Origin of the sequence: Paenibacillus sp. GCM10023252 (assembly GCF_042653305.1) — a bacterium.
In the GTDB taxonomy this organism is placed as follows: domain Bacteria; phylum Bacillota; class Bacilli; order Paenibacillales; family Paenibacillaceae; genus Pristimantibacillus.
On the sequence record NZ_JBHSHW010000009.1, the window covers coordinates 171,334 to 193,504 of the forward strand.

Consider the following 22,171-nt stretch of genomic DNA (forward strand, 5'->3'; position numbering starts at 1 on the left):
CCTCCCTGCATACTTGTCCCCTCATCCTCATATCTATGAGTGTAGGGGAAGGAGCTCTCTTCGAGACCCCCAGTTGGGGTCATCCAAGAGAGAGGGGAGGGTATGTCATGTCTACCAAGGACAACATTCGCCAGCGTCGGCAGGAGAAGATTAAGCAGTTAACTAGTCAACGTGACTGGCGTGCAGCAGCAGCACCTGCCAAGCCGCAAGCCAATATGGAGCCGCCGGTTCCATTCATAGGGCATCGATCGACAGACGAAGAGCCTGATCCAGAGCGAATCTGGAAGGGAGGCGGCAACCCTTGGAGCACGATGGACAGGGAGCACCGCTCAACCTATCAAGAGGGCTGGGAGGATAAGCCTGGAGAGGGTGGATGGGACAAGTTCCGCAAGGAGCTTCAGTGGAAGCTGGCTGCGGCTGCCCTGCTGTTCGTTGCCATATGGGGGATGTACAGCTATGACGCGCCATGGACGACGGACGGAAGAAGTCTGGTGGAGAGCGCTCTATCCGAGGAGATGAACTTCAATTCCGCTGCAGACTGGTACCGCAGCACCTTCGCAGGGGCTCCATCCTTCATTCCCATCTTCGGAGATCAGTCTGGACAGAGTAACGTGCTGGATGCAGATGGCACCGTTAAGGCCGAGACCGTCTCTCCACTCCCTGGCGGCTCTATCGTTCGCACCTTCGCTGAGCTGTTAAGCGGCGTAGAGCTGGCAGGACTGTCGGAGGAGAAGGTAGCAGCGGCGGAGACAGGAAGAGTGCTGGTTCTAAGCGAGGATGAGGATAAGGGAACGACCGTCGTCATCCAGCATGCCAATGGGCGATCAACGGTATATGGTCAGCTTGGCTCCGCCGAGGTTAAGGTCAATGACTGGGTTGAAGCAGGAGACATCATTGGCAAGCTGCAGCCGATGATTGGCGAAGAGCCAAGCTTGTTATATTTTGCAGTGAAGCAGAATAATCGATATGTGGATCCGGCTGGTGTGATACCGATTGATTAGATGGAAGGGGATCATGTGGTCCGTCCATCCCCTCTTCGTCCTTATTATGCTTGCTTCTGTGTTAACAGGATACTTCGGTGAGCTCATTACACTGTTCCTTATCGTATTCGTTCATGAGCTGGGCCATGTAGCCGCTGGGCAAGCCTTCGGCTGGAAGTTCCGGGTAGTGAGGCTGCTTCCGTTCGGCGGAGTTGCAGAGGTTGAGAATGGGGCAGGGGTGTCTGCGAAGCAGGAAGCTTGTGTAGCGATTATGGGCCCTCTGCAGAATGTCTGGATGGGCCTGCTCGCCCTCCTCCTGGGAAAATTAGGATGGTGGGATGCGTCTTGGGCGGCATATGTGTGGCAGGCAAACCTGATGATAGGCTTGTTCAATCTGCTTCCCATCCACCCGCTCGACGGGGGCAGGCTCTTGCAAGCTGCTCTTAGCTACAGTCTGAATTATTACTCCATGATGGTATGGACGGCCAGAGTGAGCATGCTGCTCAGCCTCGGCATGATTATATATGCCATGATGCCGTTGCTGCTTGAAGGACGCGGTCCCCAAGCGAACCTGTGCATGGTCGGTTTTTTTCTTCTGATTAGCAATTGGACTTACTATCGCAACATCCCCTACGTATTCTTCCGATTCTTGATGTCCCGGGCAGAGGCGGCTGTCCGGCATTCGGGGCGAGGAGCAGCAGCGCAGCCGATTGTCGTTCACCGAAGGCAGTCCCTCAGCTCAGTCACCCGTCTGTTCTGGCGAGAGAGATATCACCTCATCTATGTCAGGGGGGATAACGGAGGCATCATGCATGTCCTGCCCGAAGAGGAGCTTGTGGACGATTATTTGCAGGGCGGGAATCCTAATCGTGCAGTTTTCGAGCTTTTCAGGTAAAATAGGACAAAAAGCCACGGGCAGGTGATCGATTCCGTGAAACAACTATTCATGCATGGGGACGGTGAAATGCTGCAGACCGCTATGCTCCAAGAAGGCAAGCTTGTCGAGTTCTCTATGGAGCGCTCAGAAGGCAGCGGCTTGGTCGGTAACGTATACAAAGGACGGGTTGTTAATGTGCTTCCAGGTATGCAGGCGGCGTTCGTCGATATTGGACTTGGCAAGAATGCATTCCTGTACATCGATGATCTGCTTCATCCTCATCTGGAACGGCAGCCCGAGGTCAAGCCCGCGATTCATGAGCTTGTCCGTCCCGGGCAAGAGCTTGTCGTGCAGGTGATGAAGGAACCGATCGGGAGCAAGGGGGCCCGGGTAACGACTCATTACTCGCTTCCGGGAAGATGGCTTGTCTACATGCCCGAAGCTGATTATATAGGCGTGTCCAAGAAGGTCCCCTCCGAGAGCGAGCGGACCCGCTTGCGCGCGGCCGGAGAACAGCTCCGGGTGGGGGAGGAAGGCATCATTATGCGAACCGCTGCAGCCTTCGAGAGCTTGGAGTCCCTTCGCAGCGATGTGATGCAGCTGAGGAGCCTCTGGGAAGCGGTTGTACAGAGGAGCCATGCGGCCAAGGCTCCAGCACAGCTCCATCGTGAAGCGGGGCTGCTCCGGCGAGTTATCCGTGATACCGCAGCAGCAGATATAGATGAAGTGTGGATTGATGATGCTTCCAGGTACAAGGAAGCGGCAGCGCTTGTCAAGGAGATGACCCCGCTGCTGGAGAGCCGTCTCCGGCTGTATGATGGACGTAAGGGCAGCAAGCTGTTCGAAGCGTTCGGCATTACGAAGCAGGTGGATCATGTGTTCGGGTCCCGGATTGAGCTGGCCAGCGGGGGATACTTGATCTGGGATGAGACGGAGGCGCTCACGGTCATCGATGTGAATACGGGCAAGTACACCGGAACCAGCGACTTGGAAGACACCGTGTACCGGACGAATAAGGAAGCAGCGGAGGAGATTGCGAGACTGCTTCGGCTGCGCGATGTTGGCGGCATCATTATTATTGACTTCATTGATATGGAGCATGAACATAATCAAGACCGGATCCGCCTGCAGCTGGAGGAGCTCGTCAAGCAGGATCGGACGAAGTGCACGGTAGTAGGCTGGACGAGGCTCGGCCTGCTGGAGATGACTCGCAAGAAGGCGAGAGAGAATGTCGTCAGGCAGCTCACAGAGCGCTGCACGGAATGCGGGGGCAGCGGAAGGAAGCGACTATAGGACAGGAAGTGACTATAGACAAGGCGACAGACATGCAAGCTAGCAGGGGTTAAGCTGTGTTCTTGCTATGTCTATATTGTTATTGCATGGGACTGCCTAGTATGCTACAATGTTCTGGTGTCTATCTGCTGGGTCCTAGCGGCTGCAGCATATAACACCGGTACCGCTCCGATCGGGTAAGCAAGCGCGAAGGCTCCCCGAGCCCAAGCCACCTATGATTAGGCGAGTCTTCATAACTAAGGAGGTGCACCATCTATGTACGCAATTATTGAGACAGGCGGCAAGCAATACAAGGTTCAGGAAGGCGATGTATTATACATCGAGAAGCTGGACGTAACTGCAGGCGAGAACGTAACGTTTGACCGTGTATTGGCAGTATCTAACGGTGAAGGTCTTGTAACTGGAGCTCCAACTGTTGCCGGCGCTAGCGTAACAGCTACCGTTGAGAAGCAGGGCAGAGGACAGAAGATCATCGTATACAAGTACAAAGCCAAAAAGAACTACCGTCGCAAACAAGGTCATCGTCAACCATACACGAAAGTTACAATCGGAAAGATCCAGGCTTAAGAGGGATTCCCTATGATTCAAGTAACCTTCGTACGGAGAGCCTCTGACAGAAGGATCGTATCCTTCGCAGTCGAAGGACATGCGAAGTACGCGAAGCCAGGCAAGGACATCGTCTGCGCCGGCGTATCTGCCATCTCGGTAGGCACCGTCAATTCCATTGAAGCACTAGCCGGCACTGAGCTTCCGGCTTCCATGAACAACGGCTGGCTATCCTCGGATATTCCTCAGCTGGACAACCAGGAAGCGGATGCTCGAATGCAGCTGCTGCTCGAATCAATGGCTGTCATGCTAGATACGATTGCACAATCTTACGACAAGCATGTCGTCATTCATGAACAACTTCTCTAATGAAGGAGGTAACCACCATGTTGAAATTGAATCTTCAGCTATTCGCTTCGAAGAAGGGTGTAGGTTCCACGAAGAACGGACGTGACAGCCAATCGAAGCGTCTAGGCGCTAAGCGTGCGGACGGTCAAGTCGTTACGGCTGGAAGCATCTTGGTTCGCCAGCGCGGTACTAAGATCCACCCGGGCAACAACGTCGGCATCGGCAAGGATGATACGCTGTTCGCACTAGTAGAAGGCGTACTCAAGTTCGAGCGTTGGGGACGCGACCGCAAGAAGGCGAGCGTATATCCAGTAGAGGTAGCTCCTGTAGCTGCTGCAGCTCAAGTTTAATCGCATCATGCGACCCGGCCTGGAGGATTAGGCCGGGTTTTTTGCTTGTTATACAGCTTGTGTTACACAAATTGGAATGTGGATTCGTTCGGAACAGCGTAAGGATGACCTGTGAAGGTGCGGCATGGTATACTTGGGATTGTTAGCCAATATGGCTAGTTAGCACAAGAATAGAAAGTAGGTTCGAGGAGATGAATTCCTTCAGGGCTGCTAAATATTACGGGGCTGCCTCCGTCCTGCTGCCTGTTGCAGCGATTGTAATCAAGCCTTCATGGTTATGGCTTCATGCTGGATTAATCATATGGGTAGCTGCAGCAGCAGCATGGTGGATCGTCATTGAGCGGAAGGAACATGAGGCCCGAATGGCCAAGTTGATTACGGCCAGCCAGACGTCCTCCATACGAACGCTGAACCACCATCGACATGATTGGATGAATGACTTGCAAGTGTTATACGGGTATATCCGAATGGGCAAGCTTGACCGAACGGTTGATTATGTGGAGAAGATAAGAGATCGAATGGCTGCCGAGAGCAAGATTGCAAGGCTTGGTGTTCCTTCCCTTATCTCCTATATACAATCGTTCCGGACGCTCACCAGTTCGCTTCAGCTTGACGTTATTATTGATGATGATATCGCACTTGCTGAGCTGCCCATTGACAGTGAACGAACAGCGGATACTCTAATAGAGGTTATTAATGCTTACCGCTTCGCAGTGAAGCCAAGCGGCGGCGAAGCGGCTGTATTAACCTTGCATATGAAGATGGATGATAAGGAGCTGCTTGCGGCATTTTATTATCAAGGCGAGCTCAGCGGGCAACAGGAGCAATGGAGCATTAATTTACAACGGCGGTTAATAGGCGCGCCGCTGCAGCCTGTCCGCATGGACAAGCCGCATGAGCAGCTGCTGCTCAGAGCAGATCTGAGCGCTTGAACGGGGGTACAGCATGTTCGTAGATAAGGCTAAGATATTCGTAAAAGGCGGCGACGGAGGCGATGGAATCGTCTCCTTCCGCCGAGAGAAATATGTACCGGAAGGTGGTCCTGCCGGTGGTGACGGCGGCAAGGGCGGAGATATTATATTCCGAGTGGATGAAGGTCTGCGCACGCTGATGGACTTCCGCTACCAGAAGCACTTCAAGGCGACCCGCGGGGAGAAGGGCAAGGTGAAGAGCATGCACGGCGCCAATGCCGAGAGCATGATCGTTCGCATCCCTCCAGGAACTATCATTATTAATGATGATACCCAAGAGATTATTGCCGATATGACCAGACACGGTCAGCAGGTCGTAGTCGCTCGAGGCGGTCGAGGCGGCCGAGGCAACTGCCGGTTCGCTACGCCTAACAACCCGGCTCCGGAGATAGCGGAGAATGGGGAGGAAGGCGAAGAGCGCTGGATTGTGCTCGAGCTGAAGGTAATGGCCGACGTCGGTCTTGTCGGCTTCCCAAGCGTCGGCAAGTCGACTCTGCTCTCTGTCGTCTCAGGCGCTAAGCCGAAGATTGGAGCCTACCACTTCACGACACTCACTCCGAACCTGGGTGTGGTTGACGTTGGTGACGGACGAAGCTTCGTCATGGCAGACTTGCCTGGACTCATCGAAGGGGCTCATGAGGGCGTCGGCTTAGGCCATGAATTCCTCCGCCACGTTGAACGGACCCGCGTCATCATTCATGTCGTTGACATGTCTGCATCGGAAGGTCGGGACCCGTTCGAGGATTGGACGAAGATTAACGATGAGCTTAAGCTGTACAATGAGAAGCTGGCAGAACGTCCGCAGATTATTGCAGCGAACAAGATGGATATGCCAGAATCAGCGGAGCAGCTCGAGCTCTTCAAGGCACAGGTTGCCGAGGTGGACAGTGAGCAGACGTTCATCATCGTTCCCATCTCTTCGCTAACGAAGCAAGGCATCCAAGAGCTGCTGTACAAGGCGATGGAAGTGCTGGAGTCGGTTCCGGATCAGCCGCTCGTCGAAGACGTGAAGGATGTAGCAGAGCGGAAGGTGTACAAGATGGAGAAGCGCGATGACAACTCCTTCACTGTGCACAAGGAAGACGAGGTCTATGTCGTCGTATCCGCGGGAATCGAGCGCTTCATGAAGCGTACGAACCTGAATACCTATGATGCGGTTATGCGCTTCGCGCGCATTATGCGGAAGATGGGCGTGGACGCCGCTCTTCGTAAGATCGGAGCGAAGGATGGCGACCTTGTTCGAATCGGGGATTACGCGTTCGAATTCTTCGAAGGCAGCGACTACATTCATGAATAGAGCAAGATGAAGGGAAGCTCACTCGACTGAGGTTGTACACACAGCGGGCGGGCTTTTTCTTCGTGCATGGAATGGTCCTCTTATCATTCACATTGCCTATTGCCGCTTCCGTCATTATTCGATATAATGTCCACTATAAGCGTACAATTGTCTACACGGGGAGGACGAATAGTGACAGCACGTTATTATGTCGTCCGGGAGGACATTCTGCCCGAAGCGATTATGAAGACAATACTGGTGAAGGAGCTGCTGCAGCGCGGCGAGGCGGCAACAGTTCACGAAGCGACGGAGCGTGCAGGCTTAAGCCGAAGCGCATTCTACAAGTACAAGGACCGAGTCTATCCGCTGAACGAGCTTGAGCGGGAGCGTATCGTCACGATTGCCATGGATCTCGACCATCGCTCTGGTGTGCTCTCCAAGGTACTTAGCTTCGTGGCAGGACTGGAGGGCAATGTGCTGACTATTAATCAGAGCATTCCATTGCAGGGATTCGCCAATGTCGTCATATCCGTCGATATTACACATATTACGGGCGAATTGTCATCGCTGATTGAAGCGCTGCGGGCACTCGATGGTGTGCGCAAGGCGTCAGTCATTGGTCAAGGATAACCATTAATTATGTATAGATGCTGGAGGGGTAGCCATGAAGCCGGTTAAGGTTGGATTGTTAGGATTAGGAACGGTTGGAACAGGCGTTGTCCGGCTCGTAGAGGGACATCAGAATGACCTGCAGAGTCAAGTTGGTTCACCAATCGTCATTGAGCGGGTGCTTGTTCAGAACAAGAGTAAGCTCCGCAACATCTCGATTGATGCGTCCAAGCTGACGGAAGATCCGTGGGAGATTGTTAATGATCCTACTATTGATGTCATCGTAGAAGTGATGGGCGGCATTAATCATACGAAGGAATTCATACTTGAGGCATTGGCCCAAGGGAAGCATGTTGTGACCGCGAACAAGGACTTGATGGCGATGCATGGCCCTGAGATTCTTGCCAAGGCGAAGGAGCATCGCTGCGATGTCATGTACGAGGCAAGTGTGGCAGGCGGCATTCCGATTATTAGAACGCTGATCGAAGGCTTCTCTTCCGACCGGATTACGAAGATTATGGGAATCGTGAATGGCACGACGAACTATATTCTGACGAAGATGAGCGGGGAAGGCGCTTCCTATGCGGACGTGCTTAAGGAAGCACAGGAGCTTGGCTATGCGGAGGCGGATCCGACCTCTGATGTAGAAGGTCTTGATGCTGCTCGCAAGATGACCATTCTATCCTCAATCGGCTTCCGCACGAACGTCGCGCTCGAGGATGTAACGGTTCAAGGCATCTCATCGGTCAGCAAGGAAGATATCCTGTATGCGAGTCGCCTAGGCTATAATGTGAAGCTGCTTGGTATTGCAGAGAGCCAGGATGGACAGATCAGCGTCAGCGTGCAGCCTACGATGGTGAAGCAATCTCATCCTATCGCTTCCGTTAACGGGGTGTTCAATGCCGTCTACGTCTTCGGAGAGGCAGTAGGAGAGACGATGTTCTACGGCGCAGGTGCAGGTGAGCTGCCTACAGCGACGTCCATCGTAGCCGACCTGGTTGCCGTAGTGAAGAATCTGAAGCTCGGTGTGAACGGTCAGCAAGGCGTTACCGCATATAAGGAGAAGAAGCTGAAGACGGACGATCAGATCTCTTCGAAGTACTTCCTGCTCCTCCATGTAGAAGACCGCGCCGGTGTGCTCGCACGGATTACTCAAGTGTTCGCTGAATTCGAGGTTAGTCTGGAATCCGTCCTTCAGCAGCCTAGTCCTAGCAACCCGCAGGCTGAGATTATCGTCATTACGCATGATGCCAACAAGGCTGCCATGAATAAGGTGCTTCACACATTCGAATCATTAGATGTCATCCGGAAGGTGAAGAGTGTCTATCGCGTTGAAGGCTAGAGCTGGGCGAAGCGTTCGTGTAAGCTCAGTGCTCGTATAATTCCAATACAAGGGATACAGGAGTAACATACTGCTATGATCGATATGGAGATACTGAAGGTGAAGCCTCATGCATAACAACAGAGTCATCGTGAAGGTGCCAGCCAGCACCGCTAATCTTGGACCGGGCTTCGATTCGCTTGGCATGGCTCTGTCTCTCTACGCTTGGATTGAGATGAGTGTCAGCGACAGCACCGTCATTGAGTTGTACGGAGATCAGATGAATGGTCTGCCTAGGGACAAGACGAACTTGCTCTACAAGGTGGCCCAGCTCGTATTCGAGGAAGCCGGCGTTCAGGTGCCGGAGCTGCGAATCGGAATGTACAGCGATATTCCGTTAACTAGAGGTCTAGGAAGCAGCGCTTCTGCTATTGTAGGCGCTCTGACAGCGGCGAATGCATTAATTGGCAGCCCGCTTGGCTCGGACCGCTTGTTCCAGATTGCGACCTCACTAGAAGGTCATCCAGACAATGTGGGTGCTTCCTTGTTCGGGGGGATTATCGTTGCTGCTTGGGATGGAGAGCGAGCCGATTATGTTAAGATCGAGCCCCATGAGCAGCTGGAGACGCTGGTGGCTGTTCCGGCATTCCAGCTTGCCACGGAGCAAGCGAGGCATGCGCTGCCGAAGCAGATTGCAATGGCTGACGCCGTCTATAATGTCGGTCGCAGCTCGCTGCTTGTCGCTGCGCTAGCGAGCGGACAGCTGGACCTCATAGGCTGTGCGATGCGGGATCGGCTGCATCAGCCTTATCGAGCTGCGCTTATACCAGGCATGACAGCTATACTTAGTGAAGCGGCTGATCACGGTGCACTCGGTGCAGCGCTGAGCGGCGCAGGTCCGACGCTGATTACCTTCGTTCACAAGGACAGCACGCGCAAGGATGAGCTGGAGAGCTTCCTGCTCGGAACCCTCCGAGCAGAAGGCATTGAGGCGGAGACCTTATGGCTCGCTCCATGCTCTTCCGGGCCGCAGGTAGCCGTGCTTGAAGAACATCCATCCGATACGGCTATATCGCTGATGGACTGGATAGAAGGAGAGGCTTGAAGAGATGACGATCGTATCTTTGCTGCCGCAAGGCTCTGTCTCGGATGAGGCGGCTAGACATTTTTTCCAAGGGACGCATACGGACTACGAATACCATCGATTGATTGCCGACGTCTTCTTGTCCACGGTGAACGGCAGAACAGACTACAGCATCATTCCGATTGAGAATACGATAGAGGGCTCGGTGTCCCTGCATATGGACTGGCTCGTGCATGAAGTGGATCTGCCGATTCAGGCGGAGTGGGTGTATCCTTCCATACAGAACTTGATTGGTTGGGGTTCAGATGTTGAGACGGCACAGCTCGCAGAGGGACCTGGCAAGGATTACAGTCGAATCAAGAAGGTCATCTCTCATCCGGTAGCTATGGCACAATGCCTGCAGTTCCTGCGCTCGAACATTCCACATGCAGAGACGGAGCATGTCAGCTCTACCGCGGAAGCGGTCCGAATCGTGAAGAACAACCCTGAAGCTGGCTGGGCCGCAATCGGAACATTGACTGCCGCCACTAATCATGGTCTTGATGTGATCGACCGCAACATTACCGACCACAACAATAACTTCACGCGGTTCCTGCTTGTCGGTGAGAAGCCATTCGAGCATCGTGCGTCCGAAGTGATGAAGACTAGTATCCTCATTACCCTGCCGGAGGATTATCCAGGAGCTCTGCATCAAGTGCTCTCCGCCTTCGCTTGGCGCAGAATTAACTTGTCTCGTATTGAATCTCGGCCAACGAAGAAGAAGCTGGGCTATTATTATTTCTATATTGATATTCAGATGGCGCTGGATACGGTGCTGCTTCCTGCAGCACTTGCAGAGATTGAAGCCCTTGGCTGCCAAGTTCGCATACTTGGCTGTTATCCAACCTTCACTTATGAAGAGCTGGGATAATTCCTAGTCCCATTCCGAATAGCAAGCTACTATCTATGGAGGTGTAATTGTTAGTCATGACACAGCAATGGATTTACTTGAATGGAGATTACGTAACGAAGGAAGAGGCTAAGGTATCGGTATACGATCACGGCTTCTTGTACGGGGACGGTATATTCGAGGGTATTCGTATCTATGACGGCAATATCTTCAAGTGCAGAGAGCACTTAGACCGTCTCTACGACTCTGCGAAGTCCATCATGCTGGATATTCCGCTCAGCATTGACGAGATGCAAGCTGCACTGGTAGAGACGATTCGCCGCAATGAGATGCGCGCTGGATATATTCGGTTAATTGTATCGCGCGGCCCCGGCAATCTAGGACTGGATCCAAGACGTTGTCCGACAGCTTATGTCATCATTATCGTGGAACAGCTGGCTATCTACACGGAGGAGGCCTACCGCGACGGTCTCGTATCGGTGTCGGTGTCCCAGCGCCGTAATATTCCAGATGCGCTCAATCCGAAGATCAAGTCGCTGAACTACTTGAACAATATTTTGGTGAAGATTCAGGCTAACCTCGCTGGTGTAGGTGAGGCTATCATGCTGAACTCGCAAGGCTACGTAGCTGAAGGGTCCAGCGATAATATATTCATCATCAAGAATGGTGTCGTATTCACTCCCCCTTGCTACGTCGGCGCCCTCGAGGGCATTACCCGTGCTGCCATCATGCAGCTGTGCGACAAGCTGGGGTACAAGCTGAAGGAGGAGCCGTTCACGCTGCATGATGTCTACGTTGCGGACGAAGTATTCTTCACGGGTACAGCAGCAGAGGTCATTGCCGTGCGGGAAGTAGATGGACGCAAGATTGGCAGCGGTCAGGCAGGGCCGATTACTACTCGCTTGCTTAAGGAGTTCCGCAGCATTGTGAGCGTTGACGGTGTTCAAGTATTTGAATAGGCTATTAGGTGCGAATGAGGGAGCCCATCTATGCGGAGGGGCTCTCTTTTTTATATTTTTTTGTCCGGAGGGGGAGACACCAGCCCATGTTCTGCATAGGATGTAGAGACTTAAGGTGCGGGCACTGCCGTGCTTAATCCCAACAGAACGTGACAGGAGGGTAACAGCGAGTGAAAATCCATATGGTTAAAAAAGGAGAAACGTTATACGGCCTCTCCCAAAAGTATAACGTATCGCTCGAGGAATTAATTAAGCTGAATTCGGACATTGCGAATCCAGATCTGCTTCAAGTAGGTATGAAAGTGAAAATTCCGTCCGCGACACCAGCTCCAGGGATGGATATTATGCATCAGCACGTTGTGAAGCAAGGGGATACGCTATGGAAGCTGTCCAAAGCTTGGGGAGTTCCGCTCGCAGATATGATCAAGGCGAACCCGCAGCTTAAAAATCCAAACGTCCTGCTAACCGGTGAAGTGGTGAACATCCCAAAAGCAACCTTGGGTACTGTACCAGCAGGTACGATCGGAAGCGGACATCATCCGCTGCATCCCGCTTCGATTGCCCAAGGTGTGCAAGGACTCGTTCAAAAAATCCCGACGCTGCCGATTCCAGGTCTGCCAGGAAAAACGCCGACAGCGCCGATTCCGAGCAAGCCGCCTACCGGTCCAATTGAGGGGAAAACACCGACTGCACCTATTGCCCCCAATCCATCGCCTATTCCGACTCCACTCCCGGCCCCGCTGCCGGAGAAGAAGCCAACCGAGCCTGTTGTCACAGCACCGCCAGTCCTGCCTAAGCCTAGCCCGAAGCCGCAGCCAAATCCACAGCCGAATCCTCCTAAAACGATGCCGGTTGCTGAGAAGCCAGCCAATAAGGCTCCTGTGCAGGAGGCGAATAAGCCTCATGTGGATCTGTTCCAGCAATATGGCATTCCTGCGACAGAGGTCATGTCACTCTACGATATTCCTAATCCTCCTCCGCAGGTGTCTCCGGTCTCGCAAGGCTATGGGAACGGCCCATATGGCGGCTATGGCAATGGCCCGTACGAAGGCTACGGCAATGCGGCAATGCCAAATGTTAGCCCTATGCATCACGGAGGTAATGATCCTTATCCTATCCCACCAGGAATGGTTCCCATCGACAGCTACGGCAACCAAGCTGCACCTTGGGAGCAAGGTCCGAATGCGCAGTGGAGCCCAGGACCGAACGGCCCGTGGGAGCAAGCTCTGGCACAGGGGCTCTTGTCAGGCAATCCTAACCTCTCACCATCGGTGCAGCCTGCAGGAACACCGGATTACGGGAATGCCTACCTGTATGGACAGGGTCAAGTCGGCGGCGTGATGGGCGGTTATCCTTATGGCAATGCGCCAAGCTTCACAGCAGGTCAGTCAGGTGCTGGTAATGACATGCTTGCTCCAGCTCATGCGAACGCAGGCTATCCGAATCCGATGCATCCAGCATATGGGGCTTATGGAGGAAACGGCTACTACCCATGGCCGCAGACTGCCGGTGCAGGGGCAGAGAAGGCTCCATGCAACTGCGGGTGCGGAGATAAGCGTGACAACAGCGAATGGAGTGAGTCTGAAGAGGCGGTCATCGAAGCGTCTCCTAAGAGCATCAAGTCTGGCGTGAAGCGCAAATCAGCCAAAAAAGCAGCAGTGCGTTCCGTAACGTCTCGTCCTAAAACGAAAAAAAGAGTAAGCCTTCCTTGGATTAATCGCTAAAGGTACATGGGAATGGTTCAATAAAGCCAGCACATCAGCTAAATGCCCTAACGGCAAGCAGCTGATGTGCTGGCTTGCTGTGCTAATAGACTGCGCCATGACTGCCGGGATCATGAACATCATGCATATTCTGTTAATTATCGAGCAACAATAGCGACAGGACGTAACAGACAAAGGGGTTCTCATCATGAGACAATTAAACGCGTGGAAGCAGTTGAAAAAAAAGCTGCGCAGAATTCGGGGAGGAGCATTATCGCTTGGCGCTTACGTAACCGTAATAACGCTCTCGCTCTTGCTTGCCGGCAGCCAAGCTTCTGCTCAGTCCATCTACCTGCGCCAGCCTTCGACGAGTCATAATCGTGTCATTAAGCTCCTTGAGGAACATAGAGGCCCGCTCAAGGTTAAGCTTCAGCGCACTTACATATGCGGAGAGGAGATTAAGCTCCTAGGACAGCTGTCTCCGCAATCCATCATTGGAATGCTGCAGGAGCATCCCGGTTGGACCGCCGCGGTTGACAAGGACGAAGAGACTGTCTTACTGCAAGAAGAAGTGAACGACTTGTCGGAGGCTTGCCGCTCGCATGCTTACTTCGGAATGGATCAGGAGGGTATGCTCAAGCTGTTCGAAGGGGTACCGCGCAAGGAGAAGGTGATACGCACTTTTTTTCAACTGGATGTGCAGTTCATGGAGAGCAGCTTGCCTAAGGGGCAGGTGGACGAGCTAGTAGAGGGCATTCATGTGAAGGATATGGACGAGTATAACAGTGTGCTGTCCACCTTCAGCGACTATGCGATGGAACGGAATGAGAAGGCGATGAAGCCGGCTTATTAAAGGCTGCTGCTGCCGGTTAGGAAGAGATAAGGACGTGTCTGTATAGGAGATGCGTCCTTTTTTGTCATGTTCGGAAGGGTGACCGGGAAACGCTTGTTCTCATCTCTGCCTAGGTTTGCTATAATAGAGCAAAGCGTCTAAGGAGTTGGAAGATTGCGAGTTCTAGGGATTGACCCGGGTATTGCTATTGTAGGATTTGGATTCGTAGATAAGAACGGACATAAGCTTACTCCAGTACAGTACGGCTGCATACAGACGGAAGCTGGAACTCCTCAGGAGACGAGACTGCTGCAGGTGTATGAATCGGCAGGCGCGCTCATGGATAAGTACAAGCCGGATTCCGTCGCAGTGGAGAAGCTGTTCTTCAACCGGAATGTAACGACCGCATTCGCTGTCGGCCAAGCACGCGGTGTCGTTATACTAGCAGCTGCTCAGCGAGGTCTGCTTGTTGCGGAATATACACCGCTGCAGGTTAAGCAAGCGGTGGTCGGCTACGGCAAGGCAGAGAAGCGCCAGGTGCAAGAGATGGTGAAGGTATTCCTGAAGCTGTCGGCGATTCCTAAGCCGGATGACGTGGCGGATGCGCTCGCTATTGCGATCTGCCATGCCCATTCGGCTGTTCTCACACAGAAAATTAACGAGGTGTCGCGCAGATGATAGATTATGTGAAGGGACATGTCGTCCACCTGGATTCGGAATACATAGTTGTAGATGTAAGGGATATTGGCTATCAAGTCTATACCCCCAACCCTTATGCCTTCGCAGGGCAGGAGGGAGCAGTGACGGTGTATACCCACCATCATGTCCGGGAGGATGCTACCCTGCTGTATGGCTTCCAGACACGGGAGCAGCAAGCGCTGTTCCGGAGATTGCTGGAGGTGTCTGGAATTGGTCCTCGCGTTGCGCTCGGCATCCTAGCAGGAGGGAGTCCGGATGCCGTCATTGCGGCGATTCAACAAGAGAACTTAACGTATCTGACAAGGCTGCCGGGTATAGGGAAGAAGACGGCCCAGCGGATGGTACTGGACTTGAAGGACAAGCTGGCAGGAGCTGTTGTGGATTACAGCGCCGCTGCCGCTGCAGGATTAACTCTGGAGCAAGCACCGGCTGGATCGGCCGCTGATGGGTCTGGCACTGCATGGCAGGAGGCCCGTGAGGCACTGTCTGCATTAGGCTACACGACAGCCGAGCTCGATGAGGCATGGAGTAAGATTCAGGGTCAGGTTACAGGAGATGAGACGGTTGACCTCCTCATGAAGCAGGCGCTTCAGCAGCTGTACAGAGGATGATGGAAGGAGCAAGACTAGCATGGACGATCGAATAATCTCCGCCAACTTGATGATGGAGGATGGCGCAATTGAACTAAGCCTGCGTCCCCGTTATCTTGCTGAATATATTGGTCAATCGAAGGTCAAGGAGAACCTGAAGGTGTACATCGAGGCAGCCAAGATGCGCAAGGAAGCGCTGGATCATGTACTGCTCTATGGCCCGCCGGGACTTGGCAAGACAACCTTATCGAATATTATCGCTAACGAGCTTGGCGTTAATCTCCGGACGACGTCGGGGCCGGCAATTGAACGGCCGGGAGATCTGGCTGCGCTCCTGACGAATCTGCAGGAAGGCGATGTTCTCTTCATCGATGAGATCCACCGCTTGCATCGGACGGTTGAAGAGGTGCTATACCCGGCTATGGAAGACTTCTGCCTCGACATTATGATCGGGAAGGGGCCTAGCGCCAGATCGGTTAGACTGGATCTGCCGCCGTTCACGCTGATTGGAGCGACGACAAGAGCAGGGCTGCTCTCCGCTCCGCTGCGGGATCGGTTCGGGGTCGTCAGCAGGCTTGAGTTCTATACCGTAGATGAACTAGCCTTCATCGTATCGAGGGCGGCCGAGATACTGGATGTCCATATTATAGGAGAGGCCGCAGGTGAGATTGCGGTTCGTTCCAGAGGGACTCCGCGTATTGCGAACCGGCTGCTGAAGCGAGTTCGCGACTTCGCCCAAGTGCGGGGTGACGGTGTCATTACGCATGAGATTGCTCGTCATGCGATGGAATTAATGCAGGTCGACCCTATGGGTCTGGACAACATCGACCACAAGATGCTTCACTCGATGATAACGACCTTCCGCGGCCGCCCGGTCGGCCTGGATACGATTGCAGCGACAATCGGGGAAGAGAGCCAGACGATAGAGGATGTGTATGAGCCGTATCTGATGCAGATTGGCTTCCTGCAGCGAACGCCAAGGGGGCGTATTGCTACTGAAGCGGCATACAAGCATCTTGGCCTCCCATTTCCTAGGCAATAATGCGGTTCCATGAGTGAGGTGCAAATACATTGAAGCGAAGAGAGTCCCTGTATGTCATCTATGACGGCAATTGTAACTTATGCCTCGCAACGGTAGCCAGGCTTAGAGAGCTGCATTCAGCTGCTGACATTCACTATGTACCGATTCAAGAACTGGAGGCTGCAGGTACGGTTATTCCTAGGCGAGTATTCGCTATACCCGAATCACAGCTGTATGAGAAGCTGCACGTCTTCGACGAGGAAGAGCGAATATACGCCGGGGCTGATGGAGTTATTCGGCTGCTAAGGACAATGAAGGGGTGGCAGTGGGCCTCATCCGCATATCAGGTACCGGGTATTCGGACGGCTGCAGATGCCGTGTACCGTTATATTGCCAGACGGAGGTATAAGTGGTTCGGAAGGGCGGAGCACTCCTGCGAAGACGGAGTGTGTCAACTGCCGCCGAGTTCACCTAAGGAGGATTGACCAATGAACAGTCATTCATGGAACAAGAGAATCATATGGATCGTTATCGCTTGTCTGCTAATTATTCCTGCTATCCCAGGCAAGTCAGCCGAGGCTGCTGTTCCTGGTCTGGATCGAATTCGAGTGGCCTTATTCATAAGTTCAAGCTCACCAAGTTATCAATTAACCGTTCCGGCGGTCACCTTAACCTCTCCAGGGGGAATGTCGATTGGGACAAGACAGGGTGCAGGCACTGAGCTATGGGTAGAGGCAGCCGCGAATCAGAGCATTAGACTGGGGCTCGATGATTACAAGGTGAAGGTGCTGGAGACGACGGACTTCGCATCGGCGTTAGCTGCCTACAAGCGGCTTCAGGCATTGAAGGGCAGCGGATCGATTGTCTCCCTGTCCAAGAGCAGCAAGGTGACTTATCAACTGCTTGAAGGCAGTTACAAGTCTGCCGCTGACGCAGCAGCAGCAGGGACGAAGTGGGGAGCCGACAGTGAGCTGAAGAGACTAACTGCTGCCTACAAGCCGCTGACTCAAGGACCACTCCATCTCGAGGTTGGCAGCTACGCAACCGAATCGGAAGCGATCAGCGCTGCTGCTGCCTATGGAGCAGCAGGTCTGGATGCCTATCCAGCCATCCGCAAGGGAAGTGATGGGAAGCTTGTGTACTCAGCTATGATAGGAGCGGCAACAGATCAAGGCTCACTGGAGCTTCTTAAGCTTGCTGCAGCGAAGGTGCCAGGCGGAGCGAATGCACGCGTTGCTGACAGCTCCGCTCCCTATTACCTCATTCGCAACGATCATGCAGTGACTGGCACGGCTTCGGCCTCCGCTAAGCTGTTCAGCTTCCCCTCCGCTGGAATGAAGGGATGGGCAGCGCCCAAGGGAGCTGCTCCCATTCAAGTAACGGAACGCAATGCCCAGACGTATCGAGGTGGATTCGAGCTTAGCGGCTTCAACGGCCAGATGGCTGTCATTAATGAGCTTCCGTTCGAACACTACCTGTACTCCGTCGTTGGAGGAGAGATGGTTGCTTCCTGGCCGGGGGAAGCGCTGAAGTCTCAGGCAGTTGCCGCTAGAACCTATGCCCTGTACCAGGGCATGAAGTTCCAGGTTGCCCATGTCGTTGATTCTGTCCTCAGCCAAGCCTATAATGGGATTCGCTCTGAGAAGCCGTCGACGATTGAAGCCGTAGACGCGACAGCCGGTGAAGTGATGCTGTACAAGGGCAAGCTGATCGAAGCGTTATTCTCCTCCAGCGCCGGCGGAGCGTCAGCCGACGCGGCAGAGATATGGGGCAATGCGGTTGCCTATCTGAAGAGCGTTCCAAGTCCGGATCTCTCGTCTGAGAAGGGGCTGTACCGCTGGCATAGAGTCGTTCTCTCGAACGGACGAAGCGGCTACATTCGCGAAGACTTGCTCACCAGCACGGGGAAGACGAATCCCGCAGGCAAGCCTATTCTACAGGTGAACACGGAAGGTGTGAAGGTGAGGAAGCAGCCGAAGGTCGAGGAACAGATTCCGGTTATTGCAACCTTGAGTCGGGGCACTCAGGTTACTCTATTGGAATCTGCAGTAGAGAACAATCCAATGTCCTGGGTAAGAGGGCCTTACTCTGCCGCAGACTTGCTTGCGATGATTCAATCAAGAGTCAAGGTGCAAGGTCCGCTGAGACAGCTTGAGGTGACAGGTACAGGCCCTTCCGGACGAGTAACAGCAGTAGCTCTGAACGGTGAGCCCCTGCCTGTTAGATATCCGGATTCCCTGCGCGGCGCCCTCGGCTCACTGCCAAGCACACGCTTCTCGATAGACGCGATGAACAGCGTCACTATTGCTGGAGCTGACGGGCAATCCCGTGACAAGGCTCAGGATACACAGGCCGTCTATGTCCTCAGTGGCAGCCGGGCCGGGAGCGGAAGCGGAGAGGCTGAGAAGCTGGACAGCCCATCCTACTTCATACTGAACGATGAAGGCGCGGTCCGTGAAGCAACCGCGGACGCGCAGTTCCGATTCATCGGAACGGGCAACGGCCATGGAGCAGGGATGTCCCAGTACGGGGCTCTATCCTTAGCACAGCAAGGGTATGATTACCAATATATCTTGCAATACTATTACACAGATGTGACCATCGATAAGGAATGATATAACTTCATGCAAGTACAAGACTTTGACTTTCACCTACCCGAGGAATTGATTGCCCAGACCCCTCTGGCCGACCGCACATCCTCTCGTCTACTGACGCTAAGCAAGACAACAGGTGAGGTTGCTCACCGCAGCTTCACAGACCTAGCCTCCTACTTAGCGTCTGGCGATCTGCTCGTGCTTAATGATACAAGAGTAATTCCGGCACGGCTCATCGGTGCTAAGTCTGATACCGGTGCGAAGGTCGAGCTGCTGCTGCTGAAGCAGCTGGAGAATAATCGCTGGGAGACGCTGGCGAAGCCGGCTAAGCGGCTCAAGGTCGGAACGGAGATCTGGTTCGGCGATACCGGGGAAGGCGAGCCCCTCCTGCGAGGGTTCATTGAAGAGGCAGGGGACATGGGATCACGCATTATAAGGTTCCAATACGATGGGATCTTCCAGGAGCTGCTTGATCTCCTAGGGGAGATGCCGCTCCCTCCTTATATCAAGGAGAGGCTGGAAGATAGAGACCGTTACCAGACGGTCTATGCGAAGAATGAAGGGTCAGCGGCTGCGCCTACCGCGGGTCTGCACTTCACCCGCCCGTTCCTCGAGCAGCTTCAGGCGCAAGGAGTTCAGGTGGCTTACATTACTCTACATGTGGGACTCGGAACCTTCCGTCCTATGTCGGTTGATGCTATTGAGGAGCATGTGATGCATTCGGAGTATTATGAGCTGGATGAAGCGAATGCCAAGCTCATTAATGATGCTCGGGAACGGGGAGCTGCGATTACAGCTGTTGGCACGACCTCGTCACGCACGCTTGAGACATTGGCCGCAAGATTCGGTGATGCGCCGCTGGAGTCCGCCAGCGGCTGGACAGATATTTTCATCTACCCGGGGTACACCTTCAAGCTGGTCGACCGGCTGCTGACCAACTTCCATCTGCCTAAGTCCACGCTCGTTATGCTCGTTAGCGCTCTGGCAGGGCGGGATGCTATAATGAGAGCTTACCACGAAGCGATTGAGGAGAAGTACCGGTTCTTCAGCTTCGGAGATGCAATGTTAATTTACTAGAGGAATAGGAAGCGTGAATAGTGGCTATACGATATGAATTCATTAAGGAATGCAAGCAGACAGGGGCAAGACTAGGACGAGTACATACCCCCCACGGCATCATCGACACGCCTACCTTCATGCCAGTAGGCACCCAAGCTACGGTGAAGACGATGAGCCCGGAAGAGCTTAAGACGATGGATGCCCATATTATTCTGAGCAATACCTATCATCTGTTCCTCCGGCCAGGACATGAGTTAATTGAACGCGCCGGCGGACTTCACAAGTTCATGAACTGGGATCGTCCGATCCTGACAGACAGCGGCGGCTTCCAAGTGTTCAGTCTGTCGGAGATGCGCAAGATTACGGAGGAAGGGGTAGAGTTCCGCTCCCATCTGAATGGAGACAAGCTCAGCCTGTCCCCGGAGAAGGCGATGGAGATTCAGAATGCACTTGGACCGGACATCATGATGGCCTTCGACGAATGTCCTCCTTACCCTGCTGAGTATGAGTATGTGAAGCAATCGACAGAGAGAACGTCGAGATGGGCGGAGCGTTGCCTTGCCGCACACAAGCGCAAGCACGACCAAGGACTGTTCGCAATCGTTCAGGGTGGCATGTATGAGGATCTGCGCAAGCAGAGCGCAAGAGAGTTGACTTCCATGGATTTCCCGGGTTATGCTATTGGTGGTCTGAGCGTTGGGGAGCCTAAGCATCTGATGTATGAGGTGCTCGATTATACCGTTCCGATACTTCCGGCAGACAAGCCTAGATATCTGATGGGCGTTGGATCACCGGACGCACTAATTGAAGGATCTATCCGTGGTATTGATATGTTCGATTGTGTGCTGCCAACACGAATTGCCCGCAATGGTACGACGATGACAAGCACTGGGCGGCTCGTTATTCGCAATGCTAAGTATGCAGAGGATCTCGGACCGCTTGATCCGGCTTGCTCCTGCTATACGTGCAAGAATTACTCTAGAGCGTATATCAGGCATCTGCTGAAGGCGGATGAGACGTTCGGCATCCGTCTCACGACGTATCACAATCTTCACTTCTTGCTTCAGCTCATGAGGGACGTACGACAAGCGATTATGGACGACCGGCTGCGCGACTTCCGGGATTCCTTCTTCGCAAGCTACGGCCTGTTAGATAATGAGAAGGGATTCTAATTAAGGGGGAATACAGATGTCATGGTTACTTGCAGCCGAACCAGCTTCCGGTTCAGGCAATCTTATCTCAATGGTACTGCCATTTGTCTTAATGTTCGCGGTGTTCTACTTCCTATTGATTCGCCCGCAGCAGAAGAAGACGAAGACTCGCAACTCCATGTTAAGCCAACTCAAGAAGGGCGACAAAATCTCGACAATCGGCGGAATGCACGGTACAATCGTGGAGCTGACAGACGATGTGGTTGTCTTACGCGTAAACGATACGACTAAGATTACATTCGAACGCAGTGCTATTAATAATGTGATTACAAGCGCTCCAAGCGCAACTGCAGAATAAATAGCAAATTTCAAAAAAAACCTGCTTGCCTACGGCTTAGATGCCGATGTGCAAGCAGGTTTTTCTCGTCAAAACGAGGCATTGGTCCAAAGGCTGTTACTTCTTGGCATTAACCCCAATCATTCCTCCCACCGCTCCAGCGGCAACCGCTACAATTAACATCATTATACTCTTAGTGGATAGGCCGGCATTCACCGCAAGGAAACTTATCAACAAGATAAGCAAGCCATACAATCCCCCAAGCATACCGCCATAATACCAGCCCTTATAGCCTGAACGCTTACCGGATACGAAGCCGCCTGCCAGCGCTGATAACCCATGGACTGCCATGGCATACGTTGGAAGAGAGCTCTCCTTCATACCGCTGTACTGAAGCATTAAGGATAACAACAGTGCTCCAGCAGCAAGCCATATGGCGGCGAACACGACACCCGCTAGCAGCGGTGAAGGTATTAACGGAGACTTAGGTATCCCATTGGTTGCATTCATTCTTCATTCCCCTCTCTCCCTATAAGATGAACAGTACCGCTATTACATCCATATGGAGGCAAGGCATGAATTAGTACAGGCTATTGCCATATATTCGTACAACACGAGTAAGTATGGGGAAGACAGCCTCAGGTGAGAATACCTGTACAGACAGGGTAACCCTGAAGACCGG

At 53.2% G+C, this 22,171-nt stretch carries 24 protein-coding genes; 23 read left to right on the forward strand and 1 reads right to left on the reverse strand.

Annotated features, from left to right (window positions below):
• Nucleotides 1–107 precede the first annotated feature (107 nt).
• The 23 genes from ACFO9Q_RS06735 (at nt 108) to yajC (ending at nt 21,510) form a co-directional block, all read left to right on the forward strand.
• The gene (locus ACFO9Q_RS06735; protein ID WP_379180013.1) at nt 108–1,001 is read left to right on the forward strand and encodes a peptidoglycan DD-metalloendopeptidase family protein; all 894 of its coding nucleotides are present in this window, start codon (nt 108–110) and stop codon (nt 999–1,001) included.
• On the forward strand, nt 994–1,875 hold the full coding sequence (locus tag ACFO9Q_RS06740; protein WP_379180015.1) for a M50 family metallopeptidase: 882 nt from the start codon (nt 994–996) through the stop codon (nt 1,873–1,875). Before ACFO9Q_RS06735 ends, ACFO9Q_RS06740 begins: the two co-directional genes overlap by 8 nt.
• A gap of 36 nt (nt 1,876–1,911) precedes the next feature.
• Nucleotides 1,912–3,150 (forward strand): Rne/Rng family ribonuclease, encoded by a 1,239-nt coding sequence (locus ACFO9Q_RS06745; protein WP_379180017.1) that lies wholly within the window; start codon nt 1,912–1,914, stop codon nt 3,148–3,150.
• Between the two features lie 255 nt (nt 3,151–3,405).
• A complete protein-coding gene (rplU, locus tag ACFO9Q_RS06750; RefSeq protein ID WP_379180019.1) occupies nt 3,406–3,717 on the forward strand; it encodes a 50S ribosomal protein L21 in 312 nt (103 codons plus the stop codon).
• Nucleotides 3,718–3,729: 12 nt separating this feature from the next.
• Nucleotides 3,730–4,065, forward strand: coding sequence for a ribosomal-processing cysteine protease Prp (locus tag ACFO9Q_RS06755; RefSeq protein WP_379180021.1), 336 nt, complete (start codon nt 3,730–3,732; stop codon nt 4,063–4,065).
• Between the two features lie 17 nt (nt 4,066–4,082).
• A complete protein-coding gene (rpmA, locus tag ACFO9Q_RS06760) occupies nt 4,083–4,394 on the forward strand; it encodes a 50S ribosomal protein L27 (RefSeq protein ID WP_379180023.1) in 312 nt (103 codons plus the stop codon).
• A gap of 191 nt (nt 4,395–4,585) precedes the next feature.
• Nucleotides 4,586–5,326, forward strand: a complete 741-nt coding sequence (locus ACFO9Q_RS06765; protein WP_379180025.1) for a Spo0B domain-containing protein — start codon at nt 4,586–4,588, stop codon at nt 5,324–5,326.
• A 13-nt stretch (nt 5,327–5,339) separates the two neighbouring features.
• Nucleotides 5,340–6,662, forward strand: coding sequence for a GTPase ObgE (gene obgE, locus ACFO9Q_RS06770; protein ID WP_379180027.1), 1,323 nt, complete (start codon nt 5,340–5,342; stop codon nt 6,660–6,662).
• A gap of 171 nt (nt 6,663–6,833) precedes the next feature.
• Nucleotides 6,834–7,271, forward strand: a complete 438-nt coding sequence (locus tag ACFO9Q_RS06775) for an ACT domain-containing protein (RefSeq protein WP_379180029.1) — start codon at nt 6,834–6,836, stop codon at nt 7,269–7,271.
• A gap of 34 nt (nt 7,272–7,305) precedes the next feature.
• Nucleotides 7,306–8,592 carry a homoserine dehydrogenase gene (locus ACFO9Q_RS06780; protein WP_379180031.1) on the forward strand — a complete coding sequence of 429 codons (1,287 nt, stop codon included), beginning with the start codon at nt 7,306–7,308 and terminating at the stop codon, nt 8,590–8,592.
• Nucleotides 8,593–8,701: 109 nt separating this feature from the next.
• A complete protein-coding gene (gene thrB, locus ACFO9Q_RS06785) occupies nt 8,702–9,676 on the forward strand; it encodes a homoserine kinase (RefSeq protein WP_379180033.1) in 975 nt (324 codons plus the stop codon).
• A gap of 4 nt (nt 9,677–9,680) precedes the next feature.
• Entirely contained in the window at nt 9,681–10,565 is an 885-nt protein-coding gene (pheA, locus tag ACFO9Q_RS06790) for a prephenate dehydratase (protein ID WP_379180035.1), read from the forward strand.
• 56 nt (nt 10,566–10,621) lie between these two features.
• On the forward strand, nt 10,622–11,503 hold the full coding sequence (gene ilvE, locus ACFO9Q_RS06795; protein WP_379180037.1) for a branched-chain-amino-acid transaminase: 882 nt from the start codon (nt 10,622–10,624) through the stop codon (nt 11,501–11,503).
• A gap of 170 nt (nt 11,504–11,673) precedes the next feature.
• Nucleotides 11,674–13,227 carry a LysM peptidoglycan-binding domain-containing protein gene (locus tag ACFO9Q_RS06800; protein ID WP_379180039.1) on the forward strand — a complete coding sequence of 518 codons (1,554 nt, stop codon included), beginning with the start codon at nt 11,674–11,676 and terminating at the stop codon, nt 13,225–13,227.
• A gap of 187 nt (nt 13,228–13,414) precedes the next feature.
• Nucleotides 13,415–14,059: a BofC C-terminal domain-containing protein gene (locus ACFO9Q_RS06805; RefSeq protein ID WP_379180041.1), complete on the forward strand. Its 645-nt coding sequence runs from the start codon at nt 13,415–13,417 to the stop codon at nt 14,057–14,059.
• Between the two features lie 153 nt (nt 14,060–14,212).
• Nucleotides 14,213–14,716, forward strand: a complete 504-nt coding sequence (gene ruvC, locus ACFO9Q_RS06810) for a crossover junction endodeoxyribonuclease RuvC (RefSeq protein WP_379180043.1) — start codon at nt 14,213–14,215, stop codon at nt 14,714–14,716.
• Nucleotides 14,713–15,348: a Holliday junction branch migration protein RuvA gene (gene ruvA, locus ACFO9Q_RS06815; RefSeq protein WP_379180045.1), complete on the forward strand. Its 636-nt coding sequence runs from the start codon at nt 14,713–14,715 to the stop codon at nt 15,346–15,348. The genes ruvC and ruvA overlap by 4 nt, the downstream gene beginning before the upstream one ends.
• A 19-nt stretch (nt 15,349–15,367) precedes the next feature.
• Nucleotides 15,368–16,369: a Holliday junction branch migration DNA helicase RuvB gene (gene ruvB, locus ACFO9Q_RS06820; RefSeq protein WP_379180047.1), complete on the forward strand. Its 1,002-nt coding sequence runs from the start codon at nt 15,368–15,370 to the stop codon at nt 16,367–16,369.
• Nucleotides 16,370–16,398: 29 nt separating this feature from the next.
• Complete coding sequence (locus tag ACFO9Q_RS06825) at nt 16,399–16,833, forward strand: thiol-disulfide oxidoreductase DCC family protein (RefSeq protein WP_379180049.1); 435 nt, start codon at nt 16,399–16,401, stop codon at nt 16,831–16,833.
• A gap of 3 nt (nt 16,834–16,836) precedes the next feature.
• Nucleotides 16,837–18,963 carry a SpoIID/LytB domain-containing protein gene (locus tag ACFO9Q_RS06830; protein ID WP_379180051.1) on the forward strand — a complete coding sequence of 709 codons (2,127 nt, stop codon included), beginning with the start codon at nt 16,837–16,839 and terminating at the stop codon, nt 18,961–18,963.
• A 9-nt stretch (nt 18,964–18,972) separates the two neighbouring features.
• Nucleotides 18,973–20,019 (forward strand): tRNA preQ1(34) S-adenosylmethionine ribosyltransferase-isomerase QueA, encoded by a 1,047-nt coding sequence (gene queA / locus ACFO9Q_RS06835; protein ID WP_379180053.1) that lies wholly within the window; start codon nt 18,973–18,975, stop codon nt 20,017–20,019.
• A 17-nt stretch (nt 20,020–20,036) separates the two neighbouring features.
• Entirely contained in the window at nt 20,037–21,173 is a 1,137-nt protein-coding gene (gene tgt, locus ACFO9Q_RS06840) for a tRNA guanosine(34) transglycosylase Tgt (protein WP_379180611.1), read from the forward strand.
• 16 nt (nt 21,174–21,189) lie between these two features.
• A complete protein-coding gene (gene yajC / locus ACFO9Q_RS06845; RefSeq protein WP_379180055.1) occupies nt 21,190–21,510 on the forward strand; it encodes a preprotein translocase subunit YajC in 321 nt (106 codons plus the stop codon).
• A gap of 96 nt (nt 21,511–21,606) precedes the next feature.
• On the opposite strand, the gene ACFO9Q_RS06850 is transcribed toward yajC, so the two are convergent.
• Entirely contained in the window at nt 21,607–21,999 is a 393-nt protein-coding gene (locus tag ACFO9Q_RS06850; RefSeq protein ID WP_379180057.1) for a TIGR04086 family membrane protein, read from the reverse strand.
• Nucleotides 22,000–22,171: the final 172 nt, after the last annotated feature.

Excerpts from the sequence above, each read along its gene's own strand:
- obgE (WP_379180027.1), top strand. The coding sequence starts at position 5,340 with ATGTTCGTAGATAAGGCTAAGATATTCGTAAAAGGCGGCGACGGAGGC.
- ruvB (WP_379180047.1), top strand. The coding sequence starts at position 15,368 with ATGGACGATCGAATAATCTCCGCCAACTTGATGATGGAGGATGGCGCA.
- ACFO9Q_RS06850 (WP_379180057.1), bottom strand. The coding sequence starts at position 21,999 with ATGAATGCAACCAATGGGATACCTAAGTCTCCGTTAATACCTTCACCG.
- ruvA (WP_379180045.1), top strand. The coding sequence starts at position 14,713 with ATGATAGATTATGTGAAGGGACATGTCGTCCACCTGGATTCGGAATAC.
- rpmA (WP_379180023.1), top strand. The coding sequence starts at position 4,083 with ATGTTGAAATTGAATCTTCAGCTATTCGCTTCGAAGAAGGGTGTAGGT.
- ACFO9Q_RS06755 (WP_379180021.1), top strand. The coding sequence starts at position 3,730 with ATGATTCAAGTAACCTTCGTACGGAGAGCCTCTGACAGAAGGATCGTA.
- rplU (WP_379180019.1), top strand. The coding sequence starts at position 3,406 with ATGTACGCAATTATTGAGACAGGCGGCAAGCAATACAAGGTTCAGGAA.
- ACFO9Q_RS06780 (WP_379180031.1), top strand. The coding sequence starts at position 7,306 with ATGAAGCCGGTTAAGGTTGGATTGTTAGGATTAGGAACGGTTGGAACA.
- pheA (WP_379180035.1), top strand. The coding sequence starts at position 9,681 with ATGACGATCGTATCTTTGCTGCCGCAAGGCTCTGTCTCGGATGAGGCG.
- ACFO9Q_RS06765 (WP_379180025.1), top strand. The coding sequence starts at position 4,586 with ATGAATTCCTTCAGGGCTGCTAAATATTACGGGGCTGCCTCCGTCCTG.
- thrB (WP_379180033.1), top strand. The coding sequence starts at position 8,702 with ATGCATAACAACAGAGTCATCGTGAAGGTGCCAGCCAGCACCGCTAAT.
- ACFO9Q_RS06805 (WP_379180041.1), top strand. The coding sequence starts at position 13,415 with ATGAGACAATTAAACGCGTGGAAGCAGTTGAAAAAAAAGCTGCGCAGA.
- queA (WP_379180053.1), top strand. The coding sequence starts at position 18,973 with ATGCAAGTACAAGACTTTGACTTTCACCTACCCGAGGAATTGATTGCC.
- ACFO9Q_RS06830 (WP_379180051.1), top strand. The coding sequence starts at position 16,837 with ATGAACAGTCATTCATGGAACAAGAGAATCATATGGATCGTTATCGCT.
- ACFO9Q_RS06735 (WP_379180013.1), top strand. The coding sequence starts at position 108 with ATGTCTACCAAGGACAACATTCGCCAGCGTCGGCAGGAGAAGATTAAG.
- yajC (WP_379180055.1), top strand. The coding sequence starts at position 21,190 with ATGTCATGGTTACTTGCAGCCGAACCAGCTTCCGGTTCAGGCAATCTT.
- ilvE (WP_379180037.1), top strand. The coding sequence starts at position 10,622 with ATGACACAGCAATGGATTTACTTGAATGGAGATTACGTAACGAAGGAA.